16 protein-coding genes, 1 pseudogene, 1 riboswitch and 1 other annotated feature are annotated in these 22,842 nt (G+C 40.9%); of the genes and pseudogenes, 9 read left to right on the forward strand and 8 right to left on the reverse strand.

Annotated features, from left to right (window positions below; all coding sequences use genetic code 11):
- The first annotated feature begins 158 nt into the window (after positions 1-158).
- Both EJP82_RS08330 and EJP82_RS08335 read left to right on the forward strand, forming a co-directional pair.
- Positions 159-1,010: an SDR family NAD(P)-dependent oxidoreductase gene (locus EJP82_RS08330; RefSeq protein ID WP_127191575.1), complete on the forward strand. Its 852-nt coding sequence runs from the start codon at positions 159-161 to the stop codon at positions 1,008-1,010.
- Entirely contained in the window at positions 1,007-2,545 is a 1,539-nt protein-coding gene (locus tag EJP82_RS08335) for an AMP-binding protein (RefSeq protein ID WP_127191576.1), read from the forward strand. Before EJP82_RS08330 ends, EJP82_RS08335 begins: the two co-directional genes overlap by 4 nt.
- Here the strand turns inward: EJP82_RS08335 and EJP82_RS08340 are convergent, their stop codons facing one another.
- Positions 2,546-3,460: a phosphatidate cytidylyltransferase gene (locus tag EJP82_RS08340; protein WP_127191577.1), complete on the reverse strand. Its 915-nt coding sequence runs from the start codon at positions 3,458-3,460 to the stop codon at positions 2,546-2,548. It lies immediately after the preceding gene.
- A 97-nt stretch (positions 3,461-3,557) separates the two neighbouring features.
- Here EJP82_RS08340 and EJP82_RS08345 point away from each other — a divergent pair, with 97 nt between their 5' ends.
- Together EJP82_RS08345 and EJP82_RS08350 are read left to right on the forward strand one after the other, a co-directional pair.
- Positions 3,558-4,100 carry a hypothetical protein gene (locus tag EJP82_RS08345; protein ID WP_127191578.1) on the forward strand — a complete coding sequence of 181 codons (543 nt, stop codon included), beginning with the start codon at positions 3,558-3,560 and terminating at the stop codon, positions 4,098-4,100.
- Between the two features lie 264 nt (positions 4,101-4,364).
- Positions 4,365-5,453 (forward strand): MBL fold metallo-hydrolase, encoded by a 1,089-nt coding sequence (locus tag EJP82_RS08350; RefSeq protein WP_127191579.1) that lies wholly within the window; start codon positions 4,365-4,367, stop codon positions 5,451-5,453.
- A gap of 61 nt (positions 5,454-5,514) precedes the next feature.
- Positions 5,515-5,753 (forward strand) — a binding site (T-box leader).
- Positions 5,754-5,886: 133 nt separating this feature from the next.
- Here the strand turns inward: EJP82_RS08350 and EJP82_RS08355 are convergent.
- Positions 5,887-6,669: a hypothetical protein gene (locus tag EJP82_RS08355; RefSeq protein ID WP_127191580.1), complete on the reverse strand. Its 783-nt coding sequence runs from the start codon at positions 6,667-6,669 to the stop codon at positions 5,887-5,889.
- A gap of 62 nt (positions 6,670-6,731) precedes the next feature.
- Positions 6,732-7,499, reverse strand: a complete 768-nt coding sequence (locus EJP82_RS08360) for a hypothetical protein (protein ID WP_127191581.1) — start codon at positions 7,497-7,499, stop codon at positions 6,732-6,734.
- 787 nt (positions 7,500-8,286) lie between these two features.
- On the opposite strand from EJP82_RS08360, the pseudogene EJP82_RS08365 reads away from it, so the two are divergent.
- Both EJP82_RS08365 and EJP82_RS08370 read left to right on the forward strand, forming a co-directional pair.
- Positions 8,287-8,604 (forward strand): annotated as a pseudogene (locus EJP82_RS08365) (GNAT family N-acetyltransferase); the annotation flags it as partial.
- Between the two features lie 74 nt (positions 8,605-8,678).
- Positions 8,679-10,448, forward strand: coding sequence for a M3 family oligoendopeptidase (locus EJP82_RS08370; protein ID WP_127191582.1), 1,770 nt, complete (start codon positions 8,679-8,681; stop codon positions 10,446-10,448).
- Positions 10,449-10,508: 60 nt separating this feature from the next.
- Here EJP82_RS08370 and EJP82_RS08375 read toward each other — a convergent pair whose 3' ends face one another.
- Together EJP82_RS08375 and EJP82_RS08380 are read right to left on the reverse strand one after the other, a co-directional pair.
- Positions 10,509-11,519, reverse strand: a complete 1,011-nt coding sequence (locus EJP82_RS08375; RefSeq protein ID WP_127191583.1) for an HAAS signaling domain-containing protein — start codon at positions 11,517-11,519, stop codon at positions 10,509-10,511.
- A complete protein-coding gene (locus tag EJP82_RS08380; protein ID WP_127191584.1) occupies positions 11,506-11,859 on the reverse strand; it encodes a PadR family transcriptional regulator in 354 nt (117 codons plus the stop codon). Before EJP82_RS08380 ends, EJP82_RS08375 begins: the two co-directional genes overlap by 14 nt.
- A 191-nt stretch (positions 11,860-12,050) precedes the next feature.
- Between EJP82_RS08380 and EJP82_RS08385 the strand changes: the two genes are divergently transcribed.
- The gene (locus EJP82_RS08385; protein WP_127191585.1) at positions 12,051-12,599 is read left to right on the forward strand and encodes a hypothetical protein; all 549 of its coding nucleotides are present in this window, start codon (positions 12,051-12,053) and stop codon (positions 12,597-12,599) included.
- 96 nt (positions 12,600-12,695) lie between these two features.
- Here the strand turns inward: EJP82_RS08385 and EJP82_RS08390 are convergent, their stop codons facing one another.
- Both EJP82_RS08390 and EJP82_RS08395 read right to left on the reverse strand, forming a co-directional pair.
- On the reverse strand, positions 12,696-13,757 hold the full coding sequence (locus EJP82_RS08390; protein WP_127191586.1) for an endonuclease/exonuclease/phosphatase family protein: 1,062 nt from the start codon (positions 13,755-13,757) through the stop codon (positions 12,696-12,698).
- A gap of 174 nt (positions 13,758-13,931) precedes the next feature.
- Positions 13,932-15,113, reverse strand: coding sequence for a MalY/PatB family protein (locus tag EJP82_RS08395; RefSeq protein WP_127191587.1), 1,182 nt, complete (start codon positions 15,111-15,113; stop codon positions 13,932-13,934).
- 222 nt (positions 15,114-15,335) lie between these two features.
- On the opposite strand from EJP82_RS08395, the gene EJP82_RS08400 reads away from it, so the two are divergent.
- The gene (locus EJP82_RS08400; protein WP_127191588.1) at positions 15,336-16,007 is read left to right on the forward strand and encodes a YdeI/OmpD-associated family protein; all 672 of its coding nucleotides are present in this window, start codon (positions 15,336-15,338) and stop codon (positions 16,005-16,007) included.
- An 18-nt stretch (positions 16,008-16,025) separates the two neighbouring features.
- Here the strand turns inward: EJP82_RS08400 and EJP82_RS08405 are convergent, their stop codons facing one another.
- Positions 16,026-16,394, reverse strand: a complete 369-nt coding sequence (locus EJP82_RS08405; RefSeq protein WP_127191589.1) for a hypothetical protein — start codon at positions 16,392-16,394, stop codon at positions 16,026-16,028.
- Between the two features lie 275 nt (positions 16,395-16,669).
- Positions 16,670-16,763: riboswitch (cyclic di-GMP riboswitch) on the forward strand.
- A gap of 154 nt (positions 16,764-16,917) precedes the next feature.
- Here EJP82_RS08405 and EJP82_RS08410 point away from each other — a divergent pair.
- On the forward strand, positions 16,918-22,743 hold the full coding sequence (locus EJP82_RS08410) for an NPCBM/NEW2 domain-containing protein (RefSeq protein WP_127191590.1): 5,826 nt from the start codon (positions 16,918-16,920) through the stop codon (positions 22,741-22,743).
- Positions 22,744-22,842 lie beyond the last annotated feature (99 nt).

A 22,842-nucleotide genomic window follows, 5' to 3' on the forward strand; every position in this document is an offset into this window, starting at 1 on the left:
TACAAAACAAAAGAGACTGCAATAGCCGGAATCATTTACCACTATAGGGTGGGGGTTATTCCAGCGTTAAGTCACAGTAAAAAGGAATTTCTCTGATCCTGTCGAAAACATAGGAGCGTGCCTGTATAGGTAACCTTTCAGGCAGGAAGGGAGCTCTTATGTCTACTTACAACCTTCTCGAACATCTATTATTCCCGTCGATTTTCTTAAATAAACAGAAGCTGGATCGTGAACTGGAAGGAAAGACTGTTCTTATAACGGGTGCAAGTTCCGGAATAGGTGAGCAGCTGGCATATATGCTAGCCGAGATTAAGGTTCATCTCATATTGGTGGCAAGACGAGTGGACAAGCTTGTAGCCATGAAAAACGCCATTGAAATGAAAGCTGCCCAAATAAGTGTGTTCCCGGCGGATCTTCGAAATGAGCAGGAGATGGAGGGATTACTCGCCTTTCTTCATCAGCTTCCGGATGGGCTGGATATCGTTATAAGTAATGCGGGTCATTCCATCAGGCGTTCCATTCATCAGTCCTTGGACCGCTATCATGATTTTACTCGTACAATGGCGATCAATTATTTTGCCCCGGTTCAATTACTCTTATCTACGCTTCCTCTTATTGAAAAAAAACAAGGACACATCATCAACATCTCGACCGTAAATACGCTGTTGCTCCCGATGCCCCATTGGGCGGCTTATCAAGCGTCGAAGGCGGCTTTTGATACTTGGTTTCGATCTGCCGCTCCTGAACTAAATATGAACGGGGTCTTCACTACCTCAATCTATCTTCCGTTAGTCAGAACACCTATGATCCTGCCAACCGCTGCTTATCAAAAACTACCTGCCATGTCACCACAGCATGTTGCAAGGATTATTTGCAATTCCATATATACGAAAAGAAAAACATATAAACCATGGTGGTTGATTGTCGGCCAGCTAGGATCCTTATTATTCAGAAGGTGCCTGGAATTTTCAATCCCGAGAAGGTTAAGGAAAAGGGGGAAACGGCAATGAGGCTATTTAAATTGTTCCATGTTATGTACAAAATCAGACTATTTTCCCCGTTATCCTTGTTTCGGTTATCTTCCGCCATTTATACATTTGGAATCAATTTGATGACGTTGCTGAATTTTTCAGCCCGGACTTACGGAGAAAAGATAGCGTTAGTAGATGAGCAGGAAAGCCTAACTTATAGCCAGTTGTTTGCACAATCCGAAGAGCTTTCGGTCGTTTTGAGGGAGAGTTACCAACTAGCAAGCGGCAAGAAAGTGGGTTTTTTGTGTAAAAATCATGCTTCTTTAGTAAAGGCGATTTTTGCGGTTTCTTTATCCGGGGCAGATGTATATTTGCTTAATGCGGAAATGAGCGAGAGCCAGTTGAATAACATCCTTGAGCGCCATGATTTTGACCTCATGGTCCTTGATGAAGAACGAAGTCCCTTGCTTGAACAATCTTCATATACAAAGTCCAAACTACTTAGCTATCATGATACGCTTCCGGCGATAAGCAACCTATTTTCTACGAGAAATTACACTAAGCATAAAAGGTACCGAACTTCCACAAGCAAACTTGTGCTTCTGACCGGTGGGACCACAGGAAATGCTAAGGAAGCTGCACATAAACCCTCGCTATTTAATTATTTAAATCCTTTCCACGACTTCCTTATTCGCTTAAAAATCTTGAATTATCACACTGCTTATATTGCGACGCCTATTTATCACGGTTATGGAGTAGCGGTACTGATCTTATTTTGCGCTTTGGGAAAGAAAGTAGTTGTTCATCGTGGATTTGATGCAGAGGAAGCATGCCGCTTGATTCGGGAGCACCAAGTTGAAGTGGTAACGGTTGTCCCTTTAATGTTACATAAAATGTTAAATACGAACGCGGATGATTTGAAATCCCTTGCTTGTATCGCTTCAGGTGGTGCAGAGCTCAATCCCAAACTGGTAAAAGAGACGCAGGGTCAATTGGGAGAGGTCTTGTACAATCTGTATGGCACTTCAGAAGCGGGCTTGAATATCATCGCAACGCCACAGGATCTAGCATACTCCGCATATACGATCGGCAGAAAGATTAAGGGCGTCCGCTTAAAAATAATGAATGAGCGCAAAGAGGAAGTAGAAGCTCGCACGGTGGGTCAATTTTGCATTAGCAACAGTTGGTCCATGAGAAACGGGGTTAATTCCTGGATCGAAACTGGTGATTTAGGCTATCGAGATGAGGAGGGCTATTACTTTCTGCGTGGAAGAGCGGACAGTATGATCGTCTCAGCGGGGGAAAATGTATATCCTCTTGAAGTGGAACAGCTCCTGCTCACGCACCCTCAAATTGAGGATGCGGCCGTAATCGGAATGCAGGACGAGCAGTTTGGACAGCGGCTGAAAGCCATTGTCCGACTAACTCCTCAGGCAGAAACGACAGAAGAGGAGCTTCTTCAATGGCTGCGCCCTAGACTGGCTCGATTTCAAATGCCCAAAGAAATCATTGTTGTGGATGATTTACCCTATACTTCATTAGGGAAGCTCGATAAAAAGCGGCTTAAATCATAATTACATGAAGTCGAAAAAATATCGGATGACGTGAAAAAAGACGGGCGAGGTGTAGGTCAAACTGTCGATTCGACTTAAGTAGCTTTTTTTCAAAGCCTCGAACCTATCGTCATCCCCGATTAACAAATCCCGCTTCAGCACTGACACCGTTAAGCTACCGAAGAAACCACTCAAGCTGATCAGCATGCCAGATAGGATCCCGAAGGTCAGGTCCAGCGGCGTCAGATAAGGATATATCAGATAGGATACCCCTGTCGTTACGAGGAACGCACATGCGAAACCTTCCCAAGTCAAATGTGGGTTAGAAGTGGGGACTACTTTCCGCTTGCCGAAATAGATCGAGGCCAGATGGTGCACGACATCATTAAGCTGGGTCAACACCACTAGAAAAAGTACAAGTCCCGCGCCATACTGTGGCGTAGCAAATTGAAAATAGGCCAGGTGACTAAGCCCAAAAACCATGAGCATAAGCCCCCATTGAGCCCGGCTGACACTGCGCAGAAATCCTACTGTTCCTTTGTTGATCAGTCGTGGGAGCGGAAGGAGCAAGAATACATACACAGGAATAAAGACAATAAACATCCCGTACCATTCGATATAAATCCAATAGAACTGCAGGGGAATGGATAAGTATGCCCACAGAAACAGTCTGCGATCGGCTTTTCTTGATCGAATCATGGAGAAATATTCTTTCAGTGCGAAGAAGCTGAGTACCATGAGGGACAGAAGTGAAACGACGGGGTTTAACAGCGTTGCTAAGCAAAAAATGAAGAGCATGCCCCACCAGGTTGTGATGCGAAATCCAATGCCTGTATAGTCTTTATCCGGCTGTATTTTGCCTATCGCATAATAGATCAATTGGATAGCCGATAAGGTTGCAAAAATAAGAATTAAGGTCAATAGTGAACTGTCCATTACCAATCACCAACTTATCGCAGGGTAGGATTTCATTAAAGGGATCATATGTTATTATGAAGGAATAGTCCAAACTTGATAAGGGGAAGTTTTGTAAATGGTAGCTGATCAATCGGTTTTTATCTTGCTTACGAACACCGGAACTCTGTTTACAAGAGTTATTCAAACCTACACGAAGGCTCCTTACAATCATGCCTCGATCTCCTTTAATCGGGAACTTTCAGAGTTGTACAGCTTCGGACGAAAGCACCCCAACAACCCCCTAAATGGTGGGTTTGTGAAGGAGGACCTGAAGACAGGAACTTTCAGCAAGTATCCGAATACGACGTGCGTGATCTATGAGCTTCAAGTATCCGAGCGTGAAATCGAGAAGATGAAGCGGGTCTTGCAGGTGTTTATCCAAAAGCGCCAAAAGTATCTCTATAACATTCTAGGTGTAGTGGGCATCGCACTGAAAGAACCAGTCGAATTCAGCAACTCTTACTTCTGTTCGCAATTCGTCGCAGAGATTCTGGAGCGGTCCGGCATCAAGTTATGGAACAAGCTACCTGCACTTGTAACACCGGATGATTTCCGGCAAAGTGACCGGCTGCATTTGATCTATGAAGGCAAGTTAAGTCAGTACGAGCTCCGGGCTTAGCGGCTTGATGCATACATGAATTAATGAAGGGCTCATCCATGAAATCAGTGCTTGATAAGAACCAGCGTGCAGTGGAGTTTTGGAGGAATGTGGACAAGCGGAGCGTTCGCCTTTAAATGAGAATTTCAACCACTACAATAGTGTATTCAGGAAATTCTCATTTAACAGCGATGGTAACATCCTCCAAAACGTAACATTACTTCCCGTTTTATTTCGTCAAGCACCGATTTTGATTTTGAGCCAATGAATGCGAGGTTAACTATAATGATCGTTTTCATCAGTATTATTACATTAATAGTCGTAACAATCCTATTCTTGAATCTATATCCGGCATTTGGCGGCAATCCTTCCCAAGAGCAGCTTCGTAAGTATCGCCAATCGCGAAACTATAGAAAGAATAAGTTCATTTATCCAGAACCTTCGAAGACAGTTCAACTTAAGAATATGGGCTCTTTACTACGCGATTATGCCAAGGGGAACCCAAATGTAAGACCTGCTAAGGCGATTCCGATGGACAAGTTTGATCTGAATAGTTTGGAGGGGCAAACACAGCCTTCCATTACATGGTTCGGTCACTCAGCCCTGTTGCTTCAGCTTGAAGGGAAAAGAATATTGCTGGACCCCATGTTCGGCAAATCGCCTTCTCCTGTGCAGATGTTTGGCGGCAAAAGATATAGTAAGGAGTTACCGTTCGAAATTGAGAATTTACCTGCCATCGACGCAGTTATCTTATCACATGATCATTATGACCATTTGGATTATGGGACCATAAAGCAGATAAAGGACAAGGTGACGCAATTTATCGTGCCTCTCGGCGTGGGTAGCCATCTAGAACGGTGGGGGGTCGATTCGAAGCGAATCAGTGAGCATGACTGGTGGGATGAATTCGAATTCCAAGGGATAAAGCTTGCTTGTACCCCGGCAAGGCACTTTTCGGGAAGAAGCTTATTTAATAGTGGTTCCACGTTATGGTGCTCTTGGGTAATCGCAACGAAAGAGACAAGGGTGTATTTTAGCGGAGACGGTGGTTATGGTCCTCACTTTGGACAAATCGGAGAAAAGTATGGTCCTTTTGATCTAACATTGATGGAATGTGGTCAATATGACACCAGATGGTCTGACATTCATATGATGCCGGAGGAAACGGTACAAGCTCATATAGATGTGAAGGGCGGAATCATGATCCCCATCCATTGGTCTGCATTTACGCTATCACTTCATGATTGGAATGATCCGATAGATCGCGTAACTACAGCGGGCCAGAAGATGGGTGTGAAAATTTCGACGCCGAAAATCGGGCAAACCGTGCTGATCGGCTCGGATACATATCCTACTTCGACATGGTGGAAATGACGATGAGGATTAAGAAATTAATTGACGAATTTTTATCATAACATTAGAATGCAAAAAATAACCAAATACTAAGACAAGGACAATTAGATCTATGTGAACTATCAGAGAGCTGCTGGTTGGTGCGAAGCAAGCAGCAACTGGATTCGAACAATCACCTCTGAGCAGATCCCCGAAAAGAAGTAGGCGGGTCCGGAATCCGACCGTTAATTTGGAGCATCATTGTTAGATGATGGCAGAGAGGGTGTATTTACGATAAATACACCAAACAGGGTGGTAGCGCGGAGTAACTTCGTCCCTAATGGGGGCGAAGCTTTTTTGCATTCTAATAAAGAATTGAGAAAGTATGTAGTTACTTCTTGAAAAACGATAAATGCACTCACAGGTTAATTCTAAAGGCATTATTCACTCTTTTATTTTTGTTATTCACTATTATTTACAGATTATTTTTCTTGGTTAAAGTAGTTACCAGTATATTGTCCTCTGTAATATATTCTTCAATTTGAACAATAATATTGCTGTTCTCTTCAACCCATATTTTCACCTTTTCATCCATAGTAGACATTTTAGTAGTTCTAATTATTTCTTCTGTAGTATTTTTTATATCTTCATTTCCAGAAATTTTGAAACTATTTATTTTACCATCTATAGTGGTATAGAATACATGCTCATCTTTTTCTAAATTAGTGATAAAAAAAGGAATTTCAAAATATGATCCCGCACTAATAGTTTGAGTTTTGGGAAAGGAAACTTGATCATTAGTAGTATTTACTTTCCCATCTTGTGTATATTCTTTAGATTTAGTTATAACATTTTTGGATTTATTTTGATTTTTAATAATAACATTTTTTTCGAACCTATTTTCCTCATTTAAATATTCAGTTTCAGTGAGGGATAATAATGAATATTCAGAGTTCAATTCATATTCCTTTATATTAGTTAAATCCTTTCCCAGCCCTGTTAAAAACTCTTTCGTTAAATATCTCTTTTCGTGTATTTGCGTATAGTTACTTTTCCCTCGAGTTATAGAAACTTCTTGAAAACCTATATTTTCGGAGGTAACTTTATTTTTTATCTCATAATAAAGATTTATAGTCTCATTTTTATTATAAACACTGTCCTTTATAGAATTATTATCTTTCATACTGGAATTTTCGTTTTGACAGGAACTCAGGAGAAAAATAGCAATAATTAATAAGATATATTTTATCCTCTTCATATAGTAGCCTCGATTCAATAGAATTTAGAGGAAGGGGGAGTACTCCTTCCTCTATGGTTCAATTAGCTCCAGTAACTATAGCCCCAATTCCAATACCAATGAAAAGTAAGACCAGGACCATTTCCATTTTCAACAAACCACGCCGTAGCTCCCTGTTGTGCTACATTAGCAGGAGTAAGTACTGGGTCACCAGTCCAAGTTTCAGTATATATTGCAGTACTTGGAGTTCCTACAAGGCGACCTTTTACTAATTGAAATGATCCACCAAGACTTCCAATACCATTACCAGCGATTTGTGGATTTATTGACCAATTAAAACTACTCGTTGAAGTTTGCTCTGTAGTACCTTTTGGAGACCAATCGTGTAAATTTATTGATCCACCCGTAGACTCATAATAATTAACCCAACCTAATTTTGTAATTCCTGAATATTTTGAACTTGAAATCGTAACTCCTGAGATTGAAGAATCTTGTTCTAAAACAAAAATAGTGTGTTTTCCTGTATTGTTTGCCTTGTAAAGGCGGACAACACCATAAAGATTAGAATATGTGTCGCCATCTTGTGTAGGATATGAATTTAAAAGTGTGTAATCCGAAGTAGCATAGGTAGATGAATTAATGTAATAGCTAATTTCGTCATTTAAAGCCCGATTCCCATAGGATTTTATAAGCTCTCGATTTTTAATTGGGTCTGTGGTCAAGTACATTCCCTTAGTTGTTTTGGAACTCTCCTTTTTCACAGAGGTTTGAATTGGGGAAGCATTAACTGAACCAACTAGAGATGAGATTAGTAAAAAAGAAATTACAAAGGCAACTGTTTTTTTGAACAAATTATCCCCTCCTACAAATACAAATATTGGATGATCATCCTATATGCAGAATATATGTAATACTTAGTTTTGTAAAGCCGGAGTATGTAGATTTATATATATATGGATGTTAATTCCATAAAAAATATAGGGTCAAAGCGAATGATATTCATAGAAGATACACATTTTACTTATTAAATGGATACAAGACAACAGCTTGACGTCTTGCATCTGGATACTTCATTTCACTTGCTGTTTGGTAGAAGGACTTAACGAAAATAGGAAGAACCCTCTTATATCGCCCTGAAATAACTATAACGTAGTTAGGTTTTGGAATTATTAATATGATGTATATAATAAACTTACCTCTTAAAGAGAACAAAGTAGAGAGAAAATCCTCTCTACTTTGGTTTGAAGTATCTAATTATCGTATTACAACTCGTTATTCCTCTTTTACAGTAACGCTTATTTCAGAGAAATCGGCTTGATCAGCAATCTATTCCTCTACGTAGATCGGACGATAGTTTCCTGTTCTACTGTTGAAGTTAGAATAGTGAGTCAGAATACTATTTGAAATGCGAAAAACTCATTTAAGATTGTAGTAATCTACATTGCCGCTGCTTCATTAAAGATCATTCTTTGAGGTTGATAGGGCTCAATCCCGTAGTTATTAGAGGGTGGTATCGCATCTTCCGCGTTGATAGGATAGATACCTTCTAGTGGAGGAAGAATCTCTTTTCCACCCTTCTTAAACCCTACAACAACATGTCCAGAGTAACCACTTTGCTTATTTTTAAAGAGGGGTTATTCCAGTGCTATAGTGGTAGAGCTATGCTCGGTCCTTGCATCCGAGGGTTTGGTGCCGATGTTGTATGTTGATTCACAGAATCCAGATTCAAATAAGGTATATCGTAAAATAGGTTTTCGAGGAAAGCGGGGAAATAGTCGATATCAAATTCGAATAGCCAATAAGCTGCCCAAGGGAACGGGGGCAGCTTTTCTTGTTCAATCTCCTTTGAAGAAGCTCCTCTTGCGTTTAATCACAGCATCTTTCAACGAGTTAGTGTTTAATAAAGTTGTTATACAGAAATTATTAACTGATTACTTAAATAATCGGACGAGGTGAAAGCGTGTAGGATTCATTAATATCATCTACCCTGAGGTTTACATCATATAAATTTTTTAAGGGGATGTTTATAAATGAATTTAACTTGGGATTTAGAAACTCTATATCCTTGCTTTGAGTCGGAGAAATTTAAAGGGGATCAGGAGCTACTTCGTCAATATATAACCGAATTAAATGATTGGGCTGACGTAAATCTGCATGATCATGAACACGCGGCTGCTAAAATGGAAGATTTCTTAAGACGCTACAATGCATTTAGGAGTGTATATACCTGTTTGTATTCGTATGCTGATTTAATACTAAATGCTGATAGTAGTACGGAAGCGATGAGCGTTCTGGATGATATTGTGGATACGAGTTCAGCAGCTACGGATGCTTTTGTGAAGTTTAACAAGTGGCTCAAGGGATTAGACAGGTTGGATACGATTATCGATACTTCACCGTATCTTTCTGAGCACCGATTCTATCTTAGCGAACTTCTAGACCAGTCCAAATTTTTATTAAGTGAAGAGATAGAGAGTGTTATTGCCAAAATGCAAAATACCGGGTCTAAAGCATGGCAAAGGTTCTATATGCAGTGTGCTTCGAATGTACTCACGAATCTGGATGTGGAAGGTGAGTCCAGAAGTGTGTCACTTTCAGAGCTTAGGAATATGGCGTATGACAGAAATCCTTCTCTAAGAAAAGCAGCGTACAATGCGGAGGCCGAGGCTTGTAAGAGCATTGCAGAGCAAAGTGCAGCCTGTATCAATGGCATAAGTGGAGAAGCTATTACGGTCTATGGAATGAGAGGATATCAGTCTCCTTTAGAGAAGGTGCTTGCGGCTTCAAGAATGGATGCCCAAACGTTGCAGGCGATGCAATCGGCTATACAAGAAAACTTGCCTATATTTCATAAGTATTATGAGAAGAAGGCGATGCTTTTGGGACATACCACTACAAGTCTTCCCTTCTATGATATCTTTGCCCCAATAGGGGAAGGTAATGTTACCGTATCGTATTCCGAAGCAAGGGACTGTATTGTATCCAGCTTTAGAACCTTTAGTGACGATCTAGCTGATTTTGCTCAGAAGGTGTTCGACAATCGATGGGTTGATGCGGAGCCGAGGGCGGGCAAAGGAAACTATGGAATGTGTATTGATATTTTTCCGATACAAGAAAGCAGAATTTTGACTAACTTTACGGGAAGTTATATCGATATCAGCGTACTTGCACATGAAATAGGACATGCCTATCATAGTTCCTGTCTGGTAAATGAAACGATGGTAAATACGGATTATCCTACACCTATCGCCGAAACAGCTTCGATCTTCTGTGAAAGTATTGTGAATAACGAACTACTGCGGATCGCACCGACGGGTGAGGCTGTGTCTATTTTGGAGAGGGGTATATCGGACGCTGGTTATTATATTGTTGATTTCTATGGCAGGTATTTATTTGAGAATAAAATGTATGAACGAAGACAGTCTGGTGCGCTGTCCGTTGAGGAACTGAATGAACTCATGCTTGCTTGTATGACAGAAGTTTATGGCGAGGGCATTGATCCTGCTACAATCCATCCTTATATGTGGCTGAACAAGATGGGGTATTTTTTGGCGGGCAATGAATATTTAAACTTCCCGTATTCCTTCGGGCTATTGTTCTCAAAAGGTCTCTATGCACAATATAAGAAAAGAGGGCAGGCTTTTGTAGCCCAGTATCATGCTTTTCTCAGTGCTACGAGTAAGAATAATATTGTTGATGCGGCTAAGATCATGGGCATTGACGTGCACTCCTCACAATTCTGGAAGGATGCATTACAGCTTATTGAAGAAGAGATTGAAGAGTTTATTAGTAGAGTCTAATGCATATCTATAGGATAATTTTATAACAGAAAGGGCTGCCGATGATCGGCAGCCTTTTGGTTATGAGAAATCCCTAATCTTGAAGTATTTAATAATCGTAGTGATGAGTTGTATACCCAGAATTACTCCAATAATAGAAAGTATTCCTTGTGTAGCATATGACCAAACTGTTTGGATTGTTTGCAACGCATCGCTATCATTCAGGATCAGATCGGTTTCTGCTATTAGCTGCATGAAATGAGGATTCCATATGGATGAATCCGCGAACATGAACACTGCCAGTACGAAATGGAGGACGATTGCCACAATATCAAATGTGATTAGTTTGATGCTCCATCTCCCCGCAATGATTTTCATGATATCACTCAGTATGCTTATAGCGAATACGATCCAAATGAACGGCAGAAACCTGTGGAACACTTCTCCATCAAAAATGGGGATAATCGTCCGAATACTGATATCTCGAGTGAACGAAACCCCAAAAAGATCGATTGAGAAGGTTAGCAACACTAACAAAATAATAGTAAACGTGATGCTTACAATGGGTTCAGACATTTTAATTCGGGCCTGTTGATTGGGCAGGGGAGGTAAATCGGATAGTTTCCATGAATCCATGCCGAGTTTACTCTTATTAATGCCCTTATAATCTACAAGGAAAAAGATGATCGTTACCCATGCAAATCCTTGGAAGAAGCCCGATATGATGGAACTTATATAGCTTGTTAACTCACTTTGTATTTGAGCGGGATCTAGAAGAGTCTCAATCACAAAGGCAACTGTCGTAGCAATTGCGATCGCTGCCAGCGCGATCTTGAGGACGAATAGATAGGTTGGAAAGAGTTCCGGGCCGATCAGATATCGCTTACTCCCTCTGTATTTATCCGCTAGATCACTTGGATTTCCAAGCTCAAGAAGCACCTCTTCCACGTCATTCTGGGTGATTTCTCCACCTTGAACGCGCTCTTCAACCATATCCTCAATTAATCCGTATAGTTCCTTCTCTATATCTGCTCTCTGTTGTTCAGGTAACTTTTGCGTTACAGCATGAATGTACCGTTTAACTACTTCCATCGTCCGTTCCTCCCCGAATTAAGCTATCAAGGCTGACCGTCATCATTTGCCACTCCAGGCATAACTGACGGTAAACTTCCTTACCAGTAGGACTCAGCATGTAGTACTTTCGAGGTCTAGTTTCATTCGTGTCCCACTTACTTTCAAGTAATTCTTGCTTCTCCAACCTGCGCAATAGAGGGTACATGGTCCCTGGATCGATGTTAATCCCCTTTTCTTCCAAAATAGAGACTAGAGAGTAGCCGTACTGCGGCTCCGATAATTGACTGAGTACGCCGATAATGATCGTTCCGCGCCGCATTTCTTGTGTTAACCCGTTGATGGTTTCTTTTATATCCATGAAACATCAGCTCCTGATACCACTATACTGTATGACACACACTATTGTAAATAATACATTAAAAATAAATTTCAATTATAATGAATATTGTATCTCCGTCTAGAGGCTGAGATCATTTCGGGTCAGAGTCTGATTATATATATTTCGGAGGGATGTACAATGAATATAGTTGAATGAGGGGACGGATGGATATGAGATGGCATCGATACATAACACGCTGGGCAACTTCAAGAGGTATAGAGGGGAAGGAAATCGATTATCAATGGCCATCGCCCTCATTACCGATCGTCAGCATTCGTAGTAATCTAGGCAGATACTCAGATCAGAGTTATGGAAATGGAAGTAAGCCACGTTTTAAGACAGCTGTTGGCTTAATTGCTATTGGAGATGTAGCGATTGGACTGGTCTCTATAGGTGCTATAAGTGTAGGATTGTTATCCGTGGGTGCATTGTCGTTTGGTTTGTGGTTAGCACTGGGTGCAGTGGCGTTGAGCTGGCTTGGCTTGTCCATCGGTGCGGTGGCAATTGCAGGTGTAGGTGCTGGAGTAGCGGTCGGTGCAGTAGCTATTGCGAATTGGGCTGTAGGTGCTGTTGCTATGGGGAAAATCGCTGTGGGTGCAGTCGCTATTGGTAAATGGGCATATGGCGTAGTCGTGATTGGTGAGCATGGGCTTGGATTAATTCCCATCACGCTTGATGTATGGAATTGGTTCCGGGGATTGTTTGGTTTTAAAGGTTAGGTACCTTAAATCATTGAATTAACTAGGGGTTAAAATATATCAGCCGCATCGCTATAGGATTAGTATCCTATTAGCAGTGCGGCTGTCTTTATGAGATTATTTCAGCTTAAAGCCCGCAGTAACAGGGTTGTGGTCACTGTTCTCGAAGTTCTGATTGTGTCCGTTAACATTTAGGATTTCTACATTCGGGGATACGAGAAATCCGTCGATCACAGCGAGGAAATTGATCCCTTCTTGATATGCTACATCTAGCGTACGGACAGAAGGAGTGTTTGAATCAACTGCCCACTGGAAGCCATCTGGACCGAAGGTGTCCGGGAATGCTTGAAGCCATTCGGGCCATTTCTGCTGTGTAGGGAACTTACTTGGGTCTGTGCTAGGAAGTGAGTGATTCCAGTCGCCACCCAGAATGAGATAGTTATCATTCTTCACTTCTTGATTGATATAGTCCGCTAGGAATTCAAGCTGTTGTTTGCGAATGGTACCGCCCTTGTCGAATGCCGACAAGTGAAGATTGATCAACACGAGCTCCTTACCATTATCTACGGGAAGTCTACTCTCTATAAATGCACGATCCAGCTCGAACAACTGAACAGGCCAACTTTCCTTGCCAGGTAGATCGAATCGGGTTTGAGATGTGCTGTTGAATGTCGATAATGTCAACAAACCACTTTGTGCCTCGCCCATTGGATGAGTCACGGGGATAGGTACCCAAGGCACCTTGTAGTTATAAGCAAACGTATCGCTATATCCAGGAAGACTATCGCTGATTTTTTTGACTTGATTAATATGGTTGCTACGTGAGGAATTCACATCAACTTCCTGCAGCATATACAGGTTGGATTGGGTATCATTCAGAAAATCTTCGATAGCGCTAAGGTTAGTCTCCGTTTGCCCCTTACTGCTAGATCTGGACATCGTGCCACCATCCATGAAGAAATCCTGTCCTTGGTCAAGGCCAGCGTAGCCAATATTGAATGTAGTGACGGTGAAGGGATCACCTTGCTTAAGTATAGTAGTGCTATTGTTGTTGGCTTGAAGCTCTACTTGAGCAGGAGGTTTATAATCACTCGTTGTAATATAGATCAGAAAAATAGCAAGTGCAGCAACTGGAATGAGCACGATCCAGGCTAGCCATTTCAGCGTTTTTTTGAGCATCGAGTATGGTTACCTCCTAGTATTTAAATCTTGTCGTGCGGTATGTTTCACGCTACAGAGAACTTACCATAATTACGAAGAAGGGGTCTAGTGGCTGACGCAAAAAAACCGCATCGCTATAGGAATAGAAGCCTAAGCGAAGCGGCTGTTTCTTTGACCTTATCTTTTGTAATCCTATCCAAGCAGTTTGGAGATTCGTTCTAGTGCCTCTGCCAGAACCGATCTCGGGCAGGCGAAATTAACTCGCATATAACCCTTGCCTTCTGAGCCGAACATAGCCCCACTATTCAATAAAACCTTAGCTTCTTTAGATATTTTATGTTCTAGTTCTTCACTGATATTCGTGTCTTTGAAGTCCAACCATGCCAAATAGGTACCTTGTGGTTTGGTGTATTTAACATTTGGTATTCTATGATTCACAAACTCATGAATAAATTGGGCATTAGATTCCAAGTACACCAATAATTGATTCAGCCAATTGGCCCCTTCTTCCGAGTATGCGGCAGTTGTTGCCACAATGCCAAATGCATTAGGTTCCATAATGGAGGACTTCTTCAGTTCTTTATCCACTTTTTCTCTAATGACCCGATTTGGAATTATAATATTGGAAATTTGCAGTCCTGCTAAGTTAAAGGTTTTGCTTGGAGCTGTACAGATGATCGAATTATTCGCAAATTCCTCGCCCAGTAGAGCGTAGGTAAGGTGACTATTCCCAGGCAAGATTAAATCGTTATGAATTTCATCCGCGACCACAACCACATTGTTTGCATTGCAGATTTCCCCTAGCTTCCGAAGTTCATCACTGCTCCACACGATTCCCATGGGGTTATGGGGGCTACATAAGATAAGCATCTTCGTTTGTGGATCCTTAGCTAATTGCTCCAATTGATCGTAGTCCATCACATATTTACCGTCCACGAGCTTCAAAGGATTGTTTGCTACGATCCTATTGTTGGTCTCAATTGTACTTCTGAAAGGTGGATATACGGGTTCTTGGATGATGATCTTATCACCCTCATCGGTTAAGGCTCTGATAAAGAAGTTAAATGCAGGTACGATCCCTGGCATCATCGTTACCCATTCCTTTTGAATGTCCCAATCATGTCTTGATTTCTGCCACCAAGTGAGTGCCGCATAGTAATCGTCGAGAGGAGAGGTATATCCGAAGATTCCATGTTCTGCTCTCTTTATTAAAGCATCAATGACAGGCTGAGGAGCACGAAAGTCCATATCGGCAACCCACAGTGGTAATATTCCGTCTGCATCAAAACCCAGTCTTTTTGTAAGAACCGTCCGATCCCATTTTAATGAGTTGGTGTTCTCTCTAGCTATAACATGGTCAAAATTATATTTCATAATAACCCTCCGAGTAAGTTGATTACGTCATAAACTTCATACTGTTACTCAGTATAACTTATTATGGACAAACACAAAAACATGAAATGTAATTACAGACTAATGGGCCAATCTATGGTGATAAGGGTTCTTGATTCTTTATATAGTTTGATTTTTTTGGGATATAATTAGTATGAATTAATAAGAAAAGAACATCGGAATACCTATAGGAGGCGAAGCGTAATGGCTAAATCGATCGTAGAAAAGTTGAATTTACATAAGTACGACCAAGTAGCGGTATTGAATCAACCTGAAGGAAGCGGTTATTTGGTCGAATTGGCAGACTATGATACAACGCTCAAGGAGCATGGGTATGATCTGATTTTTGCCTTTGTGTTAGATCTGGAGTCTTTAAAGGAACTGGTTGATCGCGTGATTGAACATCAGCACCTCAACAAGAATGGCTATCTCTTTGCGGCATACCCTAAAAAGGGAAACAAAGTCTATCCCACGTACATTCATCGGGACGATTTACTGGATGGTATAGGAAGCGATGAGAGTGGATATGTAGGGACAAGTAATATTAAATTTGCACGTATGGTGGGGTTGGATGATGTCTTTACCGTTGTTGGGTTAAAAGAGGACGCTGGAGGTAGAAACCAAACTTCTTCGCAATCAAGTCAACGAGTAGATGATTATATTTCCCTGATTCCAAGTGTGGAGAAGGATTTGGAGGATACGCCTGAGCTGCTTGCGATATATCAATCGCTTACTCCAGGATACCGCAAAGATTGGGCACGGTATGTCTATAGTGCGAAACAAGAAGAAACAAGAGCCAAGCGTAGAGAAGAAATGAAGATGATTCTTCAGGCGGGCTATAAGAGTCGAGAGTTATATCGTAAGGATCAAGCGTAATTTAAATAAGACATCAACTTACTCAGAAATAAACTCATCTATATCGTCTGTTCTAATATCAATATAGTCATCTGAATTATTTGCTTTTACCAAACGAATGTACATAGGTTTTTCATCTATGCTGCCACCACCGATAAGAAGATAATATTTTTCATCAATATCATAGTGCTGAATATATAATCCACTACCAATATCAGTGCTATCGTATATTTTAAAATCTTTCCATGAAAGTTCATTACCCTTTATAGATAATTCTATTACATTTTCTAATGATAAGTTGTCTTTTTCCTTTTTGAAAACTTGCGATTCTTCAGCTTCCTTATTTCCGCATGCTGTCATTGTTATAACCAAAAATAATATAAGAAAAGAACTCACAATCCTTCTCATCTACATGACCTCCTATATTATTATTCTATGCCGTCAATGGGAGTGGCGATAGTTCACCCAAATTATAACATTTTTTTCTTTTCGAAGTTGTAACTATAAACGTGCACTTAATGTCTCCTATATCTAAAGTATCAGTACCTATATCAAAATCTCTTGGAAACCATGAAAATAATGAATGAAAATGCATCAAAATTAATGTAAATTACCTAGTACGATATCATACCAACTGACCATGCGGTGTGATGTTTTGATATGTTACTGTGAGAATGTACTTAAAATTGAATAGGCAAACCTATGGAAATGTAGGGACGCAAAGCTAAAGGGACTAAAGTTAATCAAGTTTAGTGACGATGTCAGCCAGCTGCCAAAGAGTGTAATATTCTTTTTGTTATTTAAAGTTTATTAAAAGTGGAGTTTTCATTTTTAATAGACTTTGTGTGCAATCGGGCTACTCTTAGGGTAGTTTTTTTTGCGCCTTTTTAGGTCATTCGTCATAACTATCGTTCATCAGGAGGAAGAACGTATGAAGAAAATGATTGCAATCGTCACATCTGCAGCGCTGTTAGTTAGTATGTCGAGTGAAGTTGGGTATGCTTTAGCAAGTGAAATACATAACGCTAATGTAACGAAGAATGTGTTAGAGAGTAGGGTTAGTCAATCTAGCTTAGCATCGGTTAAGCCGTTCGATTTGTACGGGAAGGAAATCTTAAATACTTACAACACAGCTTTTAAAATGGATAATGCAAATATTAAATCGATCACGAATAATGGTGGTAACTATTCAGGTTCTCCTATAAACAAGGCGATCGATGGAGATATGAATACGCACTGGGAGACAGGTAAACCGAATACTTCAACGTTTACGAATGAGGTCGTATTTCTTTTAGATGAATCAACTACATTAAATAGAATCGTGTATGCTGCTAGACAATCTAGTGCAAAGGGCAAAGGGTTTGCTGAGGAGTTTGAAATTTATAGCTCTATGACGGACTCAGGCGATGATTACACATTGGTATCGACGGGTGAATATAAAGGTTCAACAGGCGACGTAGTTGAAATTAAATTTGCGCCGGCAACATTTAAGAGAATCAAATTTGTATACAAAAAGGCGAATCAAGAATGGGCAAGTGGGGCTGAGTTTTCTTTCTATAAAGAAGATGCCGTATCAGATCAGATGAAGAACTTATTTACGGATGATACATACAGTCAAGTTAGCGAAGAGTTTAATACATTAGACAAATTAATAGCTTTGGAGAATGAAGTGAAGTCACATCCGCTATACGCTCAATTTCAAGCGGAGATCGAGAATGCAAGAATACTTCTCTCAGGCAATTCAATAGGATCAACTACAGCAAAGGTTTCCACCCTTAAAGGTTATGGCACGGAATATGAAGCAGCTTATAGCGAAGCCTATCGTATGCCGAATTCGAACGTGTCCAAAGTAACGACTAATGGCGGAAGCTACCCGGGAACGAAACCAGAATACATGCTGGATGATCAGCCAAATACACATTGGGAAACGAATAAAAACAATGATGATACCTTCACGAATGAAGTTGTATTTGAATTAACGAATGCTGAAGTGCTGGACAGAGTAGCCTTTCTAGCTAGAGATAATCGGAAGGGATTCCCGGAGGCATTCGAGATCTATGCATCCGAGACGAGTAAAGGAGATACGTTCCAACTTGTTTCTAGCGGAACTGCAGTTAGTACAAATGATTTTCTGCAATTTAAGTTTGAGCCAACGAAGTTTAAGCGAATTAAGTTTAAGTTCACAAAAGCTAATATTAACAGACCGTTTGTGGCTGAATTTAGATTTTACAAGCAAGATCAAGTGAGTGATACGGTAAGTGACCTATTTACTGATGGAACGATGAGTTCGGTAGTTCCCGAATACAATAGTGTTGCAAAAATCAATGAGCTAGAGAAAGTAGCCTTAGCACACCCATTATATCCTCAGCTCAAAGATCAACTGGATTTGGCGATGAAGATCGTAAATGGTGAGGTACAAACCGAAGGTATGATCATTACAGCTGAACAACATGGCGATATGAAGAAGCATGCGCAGCAAAATCTTAGATTTAATATGGGCACAAATAACCAGCCTACTGGACTTGTGGCAATGCCCGGCGATACGATCAACGTCTATGTGGATGTCGATTCTACCGCTAAAGTACCTTCGTTAATCTTTTCGCAGCAAGAAGGTTCTTGGAATAGCTGGGCAAGGGGTGTACAATTGCGTGCTGGGAAAAATACGATCGTGGTGCCTGAATCTACTACCAACAATGCATATGCCCATGATGTAACGAAAGGTGGACCTGTTTATATCGTTAATCCTTATACGCCGGAAGAGCAAGGCAAAGCGCCTCTCCTTCGATTTGAAGGTGTAGAACGATTCCCGATGATGACAAAGGATACCGATCCAGCCGAATTTAAAACTTTCTTAACCGCGTATAAACAAAGATTAGACGCAGACAAAGCAGCACATCCGAACGTTAGTGACCGTGAAATGATTGATGTCGTCGAAATGGTGAGTGAGCGTATTATTTTCACGGGTACGGCTACCTTGGCCCACAATGAGTTTATAACGAAAGATCTAAATCCCATGGCTACTTTAACGGGTTATGATGTATGGATCAATAGATTATTTGATTACTTTGGCCTTGATGGTCGTAGTGAGAACCATGATGCCAAGCTTATTCGGGAGAATATTAGATTAATGCAGCCGTATGGTGCGATGTATGCAGCAGGTGACCATACCGGCATTCAAAGTGGAACCATACCCTTGATGCTACAGGATCTCAGCACGACGAATCCAGGTTGGGGCTTGTCGCATGAGATCGGGCACCGTATGGCTGTGAGTGAGCGGGAGTATGGTGAGGTCAGCAATAACATGTTACCTATGATGATGTCTGTAGAGCGTAATGCTATAGATACACGTATCCCATTTGAATCGGATATTTATAAATATGTTATTGAAGAAAATAAAGTAGCCATGGAACAGCAGGGTCTTTTTGCGAGACTCGGAGCGTTCTGGCAATTGGAACTAGCGCATCCAGGATATTGGGCGAAGTTAAATAGTCTATATCGAGATCGTAAAGTATCCCTTCCTAATGGTGAGAGCTCGAGACAGCAGTATTTAGTAGAATTCTCTTCAGAAGTGTTAGGCCAGGATTTGAGCAGCTTTTTTGCTAGACACGGCTTTACTGTAGATCCAGCGACGAAGGTGAAGGTAAGTAAATATCCAGCTTCGGGCAAGTTATGGTATATAAATAATTCGGTTGTCTATTATGAAGGAACAGGCATAACGGACAAAAATGTCTCCATCAATGTAAATATAAGTGCTAATGCAGCAACGAAAACGAATACGTTAAGCTTCAATATGGATAAAGCCTATAAACAAGATTTCCTCGGGTATGAGATTTACCGAAACAATGTCTTAGTTGGATTTACAGGTACCGACCAATTTGTAGACGCCAATGTGGATGGTACTCAGAACTATACCTATAAGATCGTTGGCTATGATAAAAAATTAAATACATTGAACCCTGTAGAGGTTAAGGCGTTCAAGCCAGCGTTATCGGTTGAAGAGCATGTCACGCTCAAGCTGAATCAAGCATTTGATCCAACCAGCTATGTTAAGGCGACGAACTATCAAGGGCAAGATATTACTAGTGCTGTTATCGTCAAATCGAATAACGTGGATATCACGACAAAAGGAAATTATGAGGTTGTCTATGAGATCAAGAGCGAAGGGACTACCGAAACCAAGACGACACACGTAACCGTAACCAGTGATTATGTGTATGCTTCGGATCTGGATGCGGTATCCGCTATTGTTGGCTCGTGCACATTTAAGAAAGACAAAGCACCATCAGGTAGCGCGATCACACTAGTAAGACAAGGCCTAGCTGCAACTTACGCTAAGGGTTTGGGGGCTCATGCCAATTCTGAAGTAGTATATAACATCGAGGGCAAGGGTTATGACTTCTTCGAAAGCTATATCGGTATCGATCAAGCGGTGAAAGGCAATGCGGCTTCCTCTGCAACGTTTGAAATCTATGTCGATGGAGAACAGAAATTTAGCAGTGATGTATTCAAATCGAGCACAGAACATGAATTTGTACAGATCCCTGTTACAGGTGCAAGTGAGATCAAACTTGTGACAACAGATGCGAACCATAATGGGAATTCATGGGACCACACCGTATGGGCAGATGCAAAGTTTACGAATAATGCTAGTTTGCCTACATTAACGGTTCCTGATGCCATGGAGTTTGTGAAGTTGAATAGCGATTTTGATGTTCTCAAAGGCGTAGAAGCATCGGATGCCGAAGATGGAAATCTGATTGGACAAGTTGAAGTTAACTTGAACGGTTTCAATTCGGGTAAATCGGGAACGTATCAGGTCGAATTCAAAGTGACTGACAGTGACGGCAATACGGTTTCGAAGTCAAGGCAAATCGTTGTGTACAGTGCTAGTTCATATCTTAGTGACTTGAACTGGGAATCAGCTAGAACAGATTACAATGTGGTTAGAAAAGATAAAGCGAGTACAAACAGTACGATTAAGTTACTTGTTGATGGTGTAATCCAAGAGTTTGAAAAAGGGATTGGAACGCATGCCAACTCTGAAATCGTATATAACCTTGCCAATACGAACTACGCTTATTTTGAAACGGTTATTGGTGTCGATCGCAATATCCCAGAGCAAAATAACTCGAGCGTGAAGTTCAGTATCCTAGCAGATGGTCAAGAAGTGTATAACAGTGGATTGATGAAATATGCTACGGAAGCTAAATTTGTTCGAATCCCAGTTACGGGTGTGCAGCAATTGAAACTAGTCGTAGACAATGCAGGGAACGGAAATGCTTCCGATCATGCGGATTTTGCAGATGCGAAGTTCCTTGTATTAAACAGTGTACCAGCACTTACGATACCTAAATCCATATCGACTAAAGTAGGACAAGCCATCCATATCGATGAGTATTACGAAGCCATTGATGCCGAAGATGGAGACTTAACTTCTAGTGTGGTAGTTACAGGTGAAGATCAAGTTAACTTTAATCGAGCTGGCGAGTACATGATCTCTTACAACGTTACGGATAGCGACGGCAATACAATCACGAAGATTCGTACGATCGCCGTTGTGAATATGGACGATCACAACTATCTGACGGATTATGATTGGAATGCTACGCAAAATAGTTACACGGCTCCTAGAAAAGATATCTCTATCAGTAGTAATACTCTACGATTAACAGATGAGAGCAATCGTGAAGTTGCTTATGAAAGAGGAATCGGAGCACATTCAAATTCTACGATTGTGTATGATTTAAGCGACAAGAACTACGATTACTTCACTTCATTCGTTGGTGTTGATCGACAAATGTACAGTTCCGTTGGTTCTGTAAGCTTTGAGGTTTATGTCGATGGAGAGAAGAAATTTGATAGTGGACTCATGAATGCAAGAGACCCACAAAAATTCATCGAAGTGGACATTAACGGTGCGGTGGAGCTTAAGTTAGTCGTGACGGACGGGGGAAATGGTAACGGATCTGACCATGCTACATGGGGAGATCCGAAGTTGCATTTTGCCAATGCGGATAGACTATTCACTGGAGTTCTGGAACAAGCGATCGTAGATGCTAAAGTCTTGGATTTAGAAGGTTTTACTGCGGAGAGCATTGCAGAATTCACTGCTAGCTTGTCTAGAGCGGAAGAAGTTGTTGCGAGTAGAGAAGTTACGCAACAAGAAGTTGATGCAGCAGTGGTAGCATTACAAGCAGCAACAGCAGGTTTAACCTCAATTGACTTAACTCAGGTGATTACCGTGCAAGATAACTATCTAAGTAATTCTATCAAGACAACTTTAGGTATTACGGGTGATATCACACTGGGCGATATGCTGGGATTGACTACATTAACGAGTGAGACCAGAAGAGCAAGATCGCTGGAAGGTTTGCAGTATGCCAAGAACTTGGTGACGTTAGATGTCACAGGCAATGAAATTACGGACTTCTCTCCTTTAAATGGATTAACGAAACTCGAAAACCTATTGATTGAGCCGCAAATCGTTGAGGTAGGAGGAACGTTAGAAGGACCGATTATTGAAGTGGAAAACTTAGTTACAGGAAGAGACGGTAATAAAGTTACCCCTTATTTAGCAGGGGTTAGGCACAATCAAACGTTTAATGAGATTGTTTTGGATATGAGTGAATGGGATCAAAACCCCGATAAGTTCACCATAGACCTTTCCAATGAAGATAAGGGGTATTACATGATGTTCATCTCTTATCAAGTAGAAGGTAGCCTTGTACAATTAATGTATCTGATTGATAACAAGTAAACTTTATGGCACAAAACGAGAAAAATAGGGACAGAAGAACAGTTTCCTTGTCCCTATTTTTTTCATTTGCTTTTTCTAACTCTAGTTGATAGGATAAGA

The organism is Paenibacillus anaericanus, assembly GCF_003994475.1.
In the GTDB taxonomy this organism is placed as follows: Bacteria; Bacillota; Bacilli; order Paenibacillales; family Paenibacillaceae; genus Fontibacillus; species Fontibacillus anaericanus.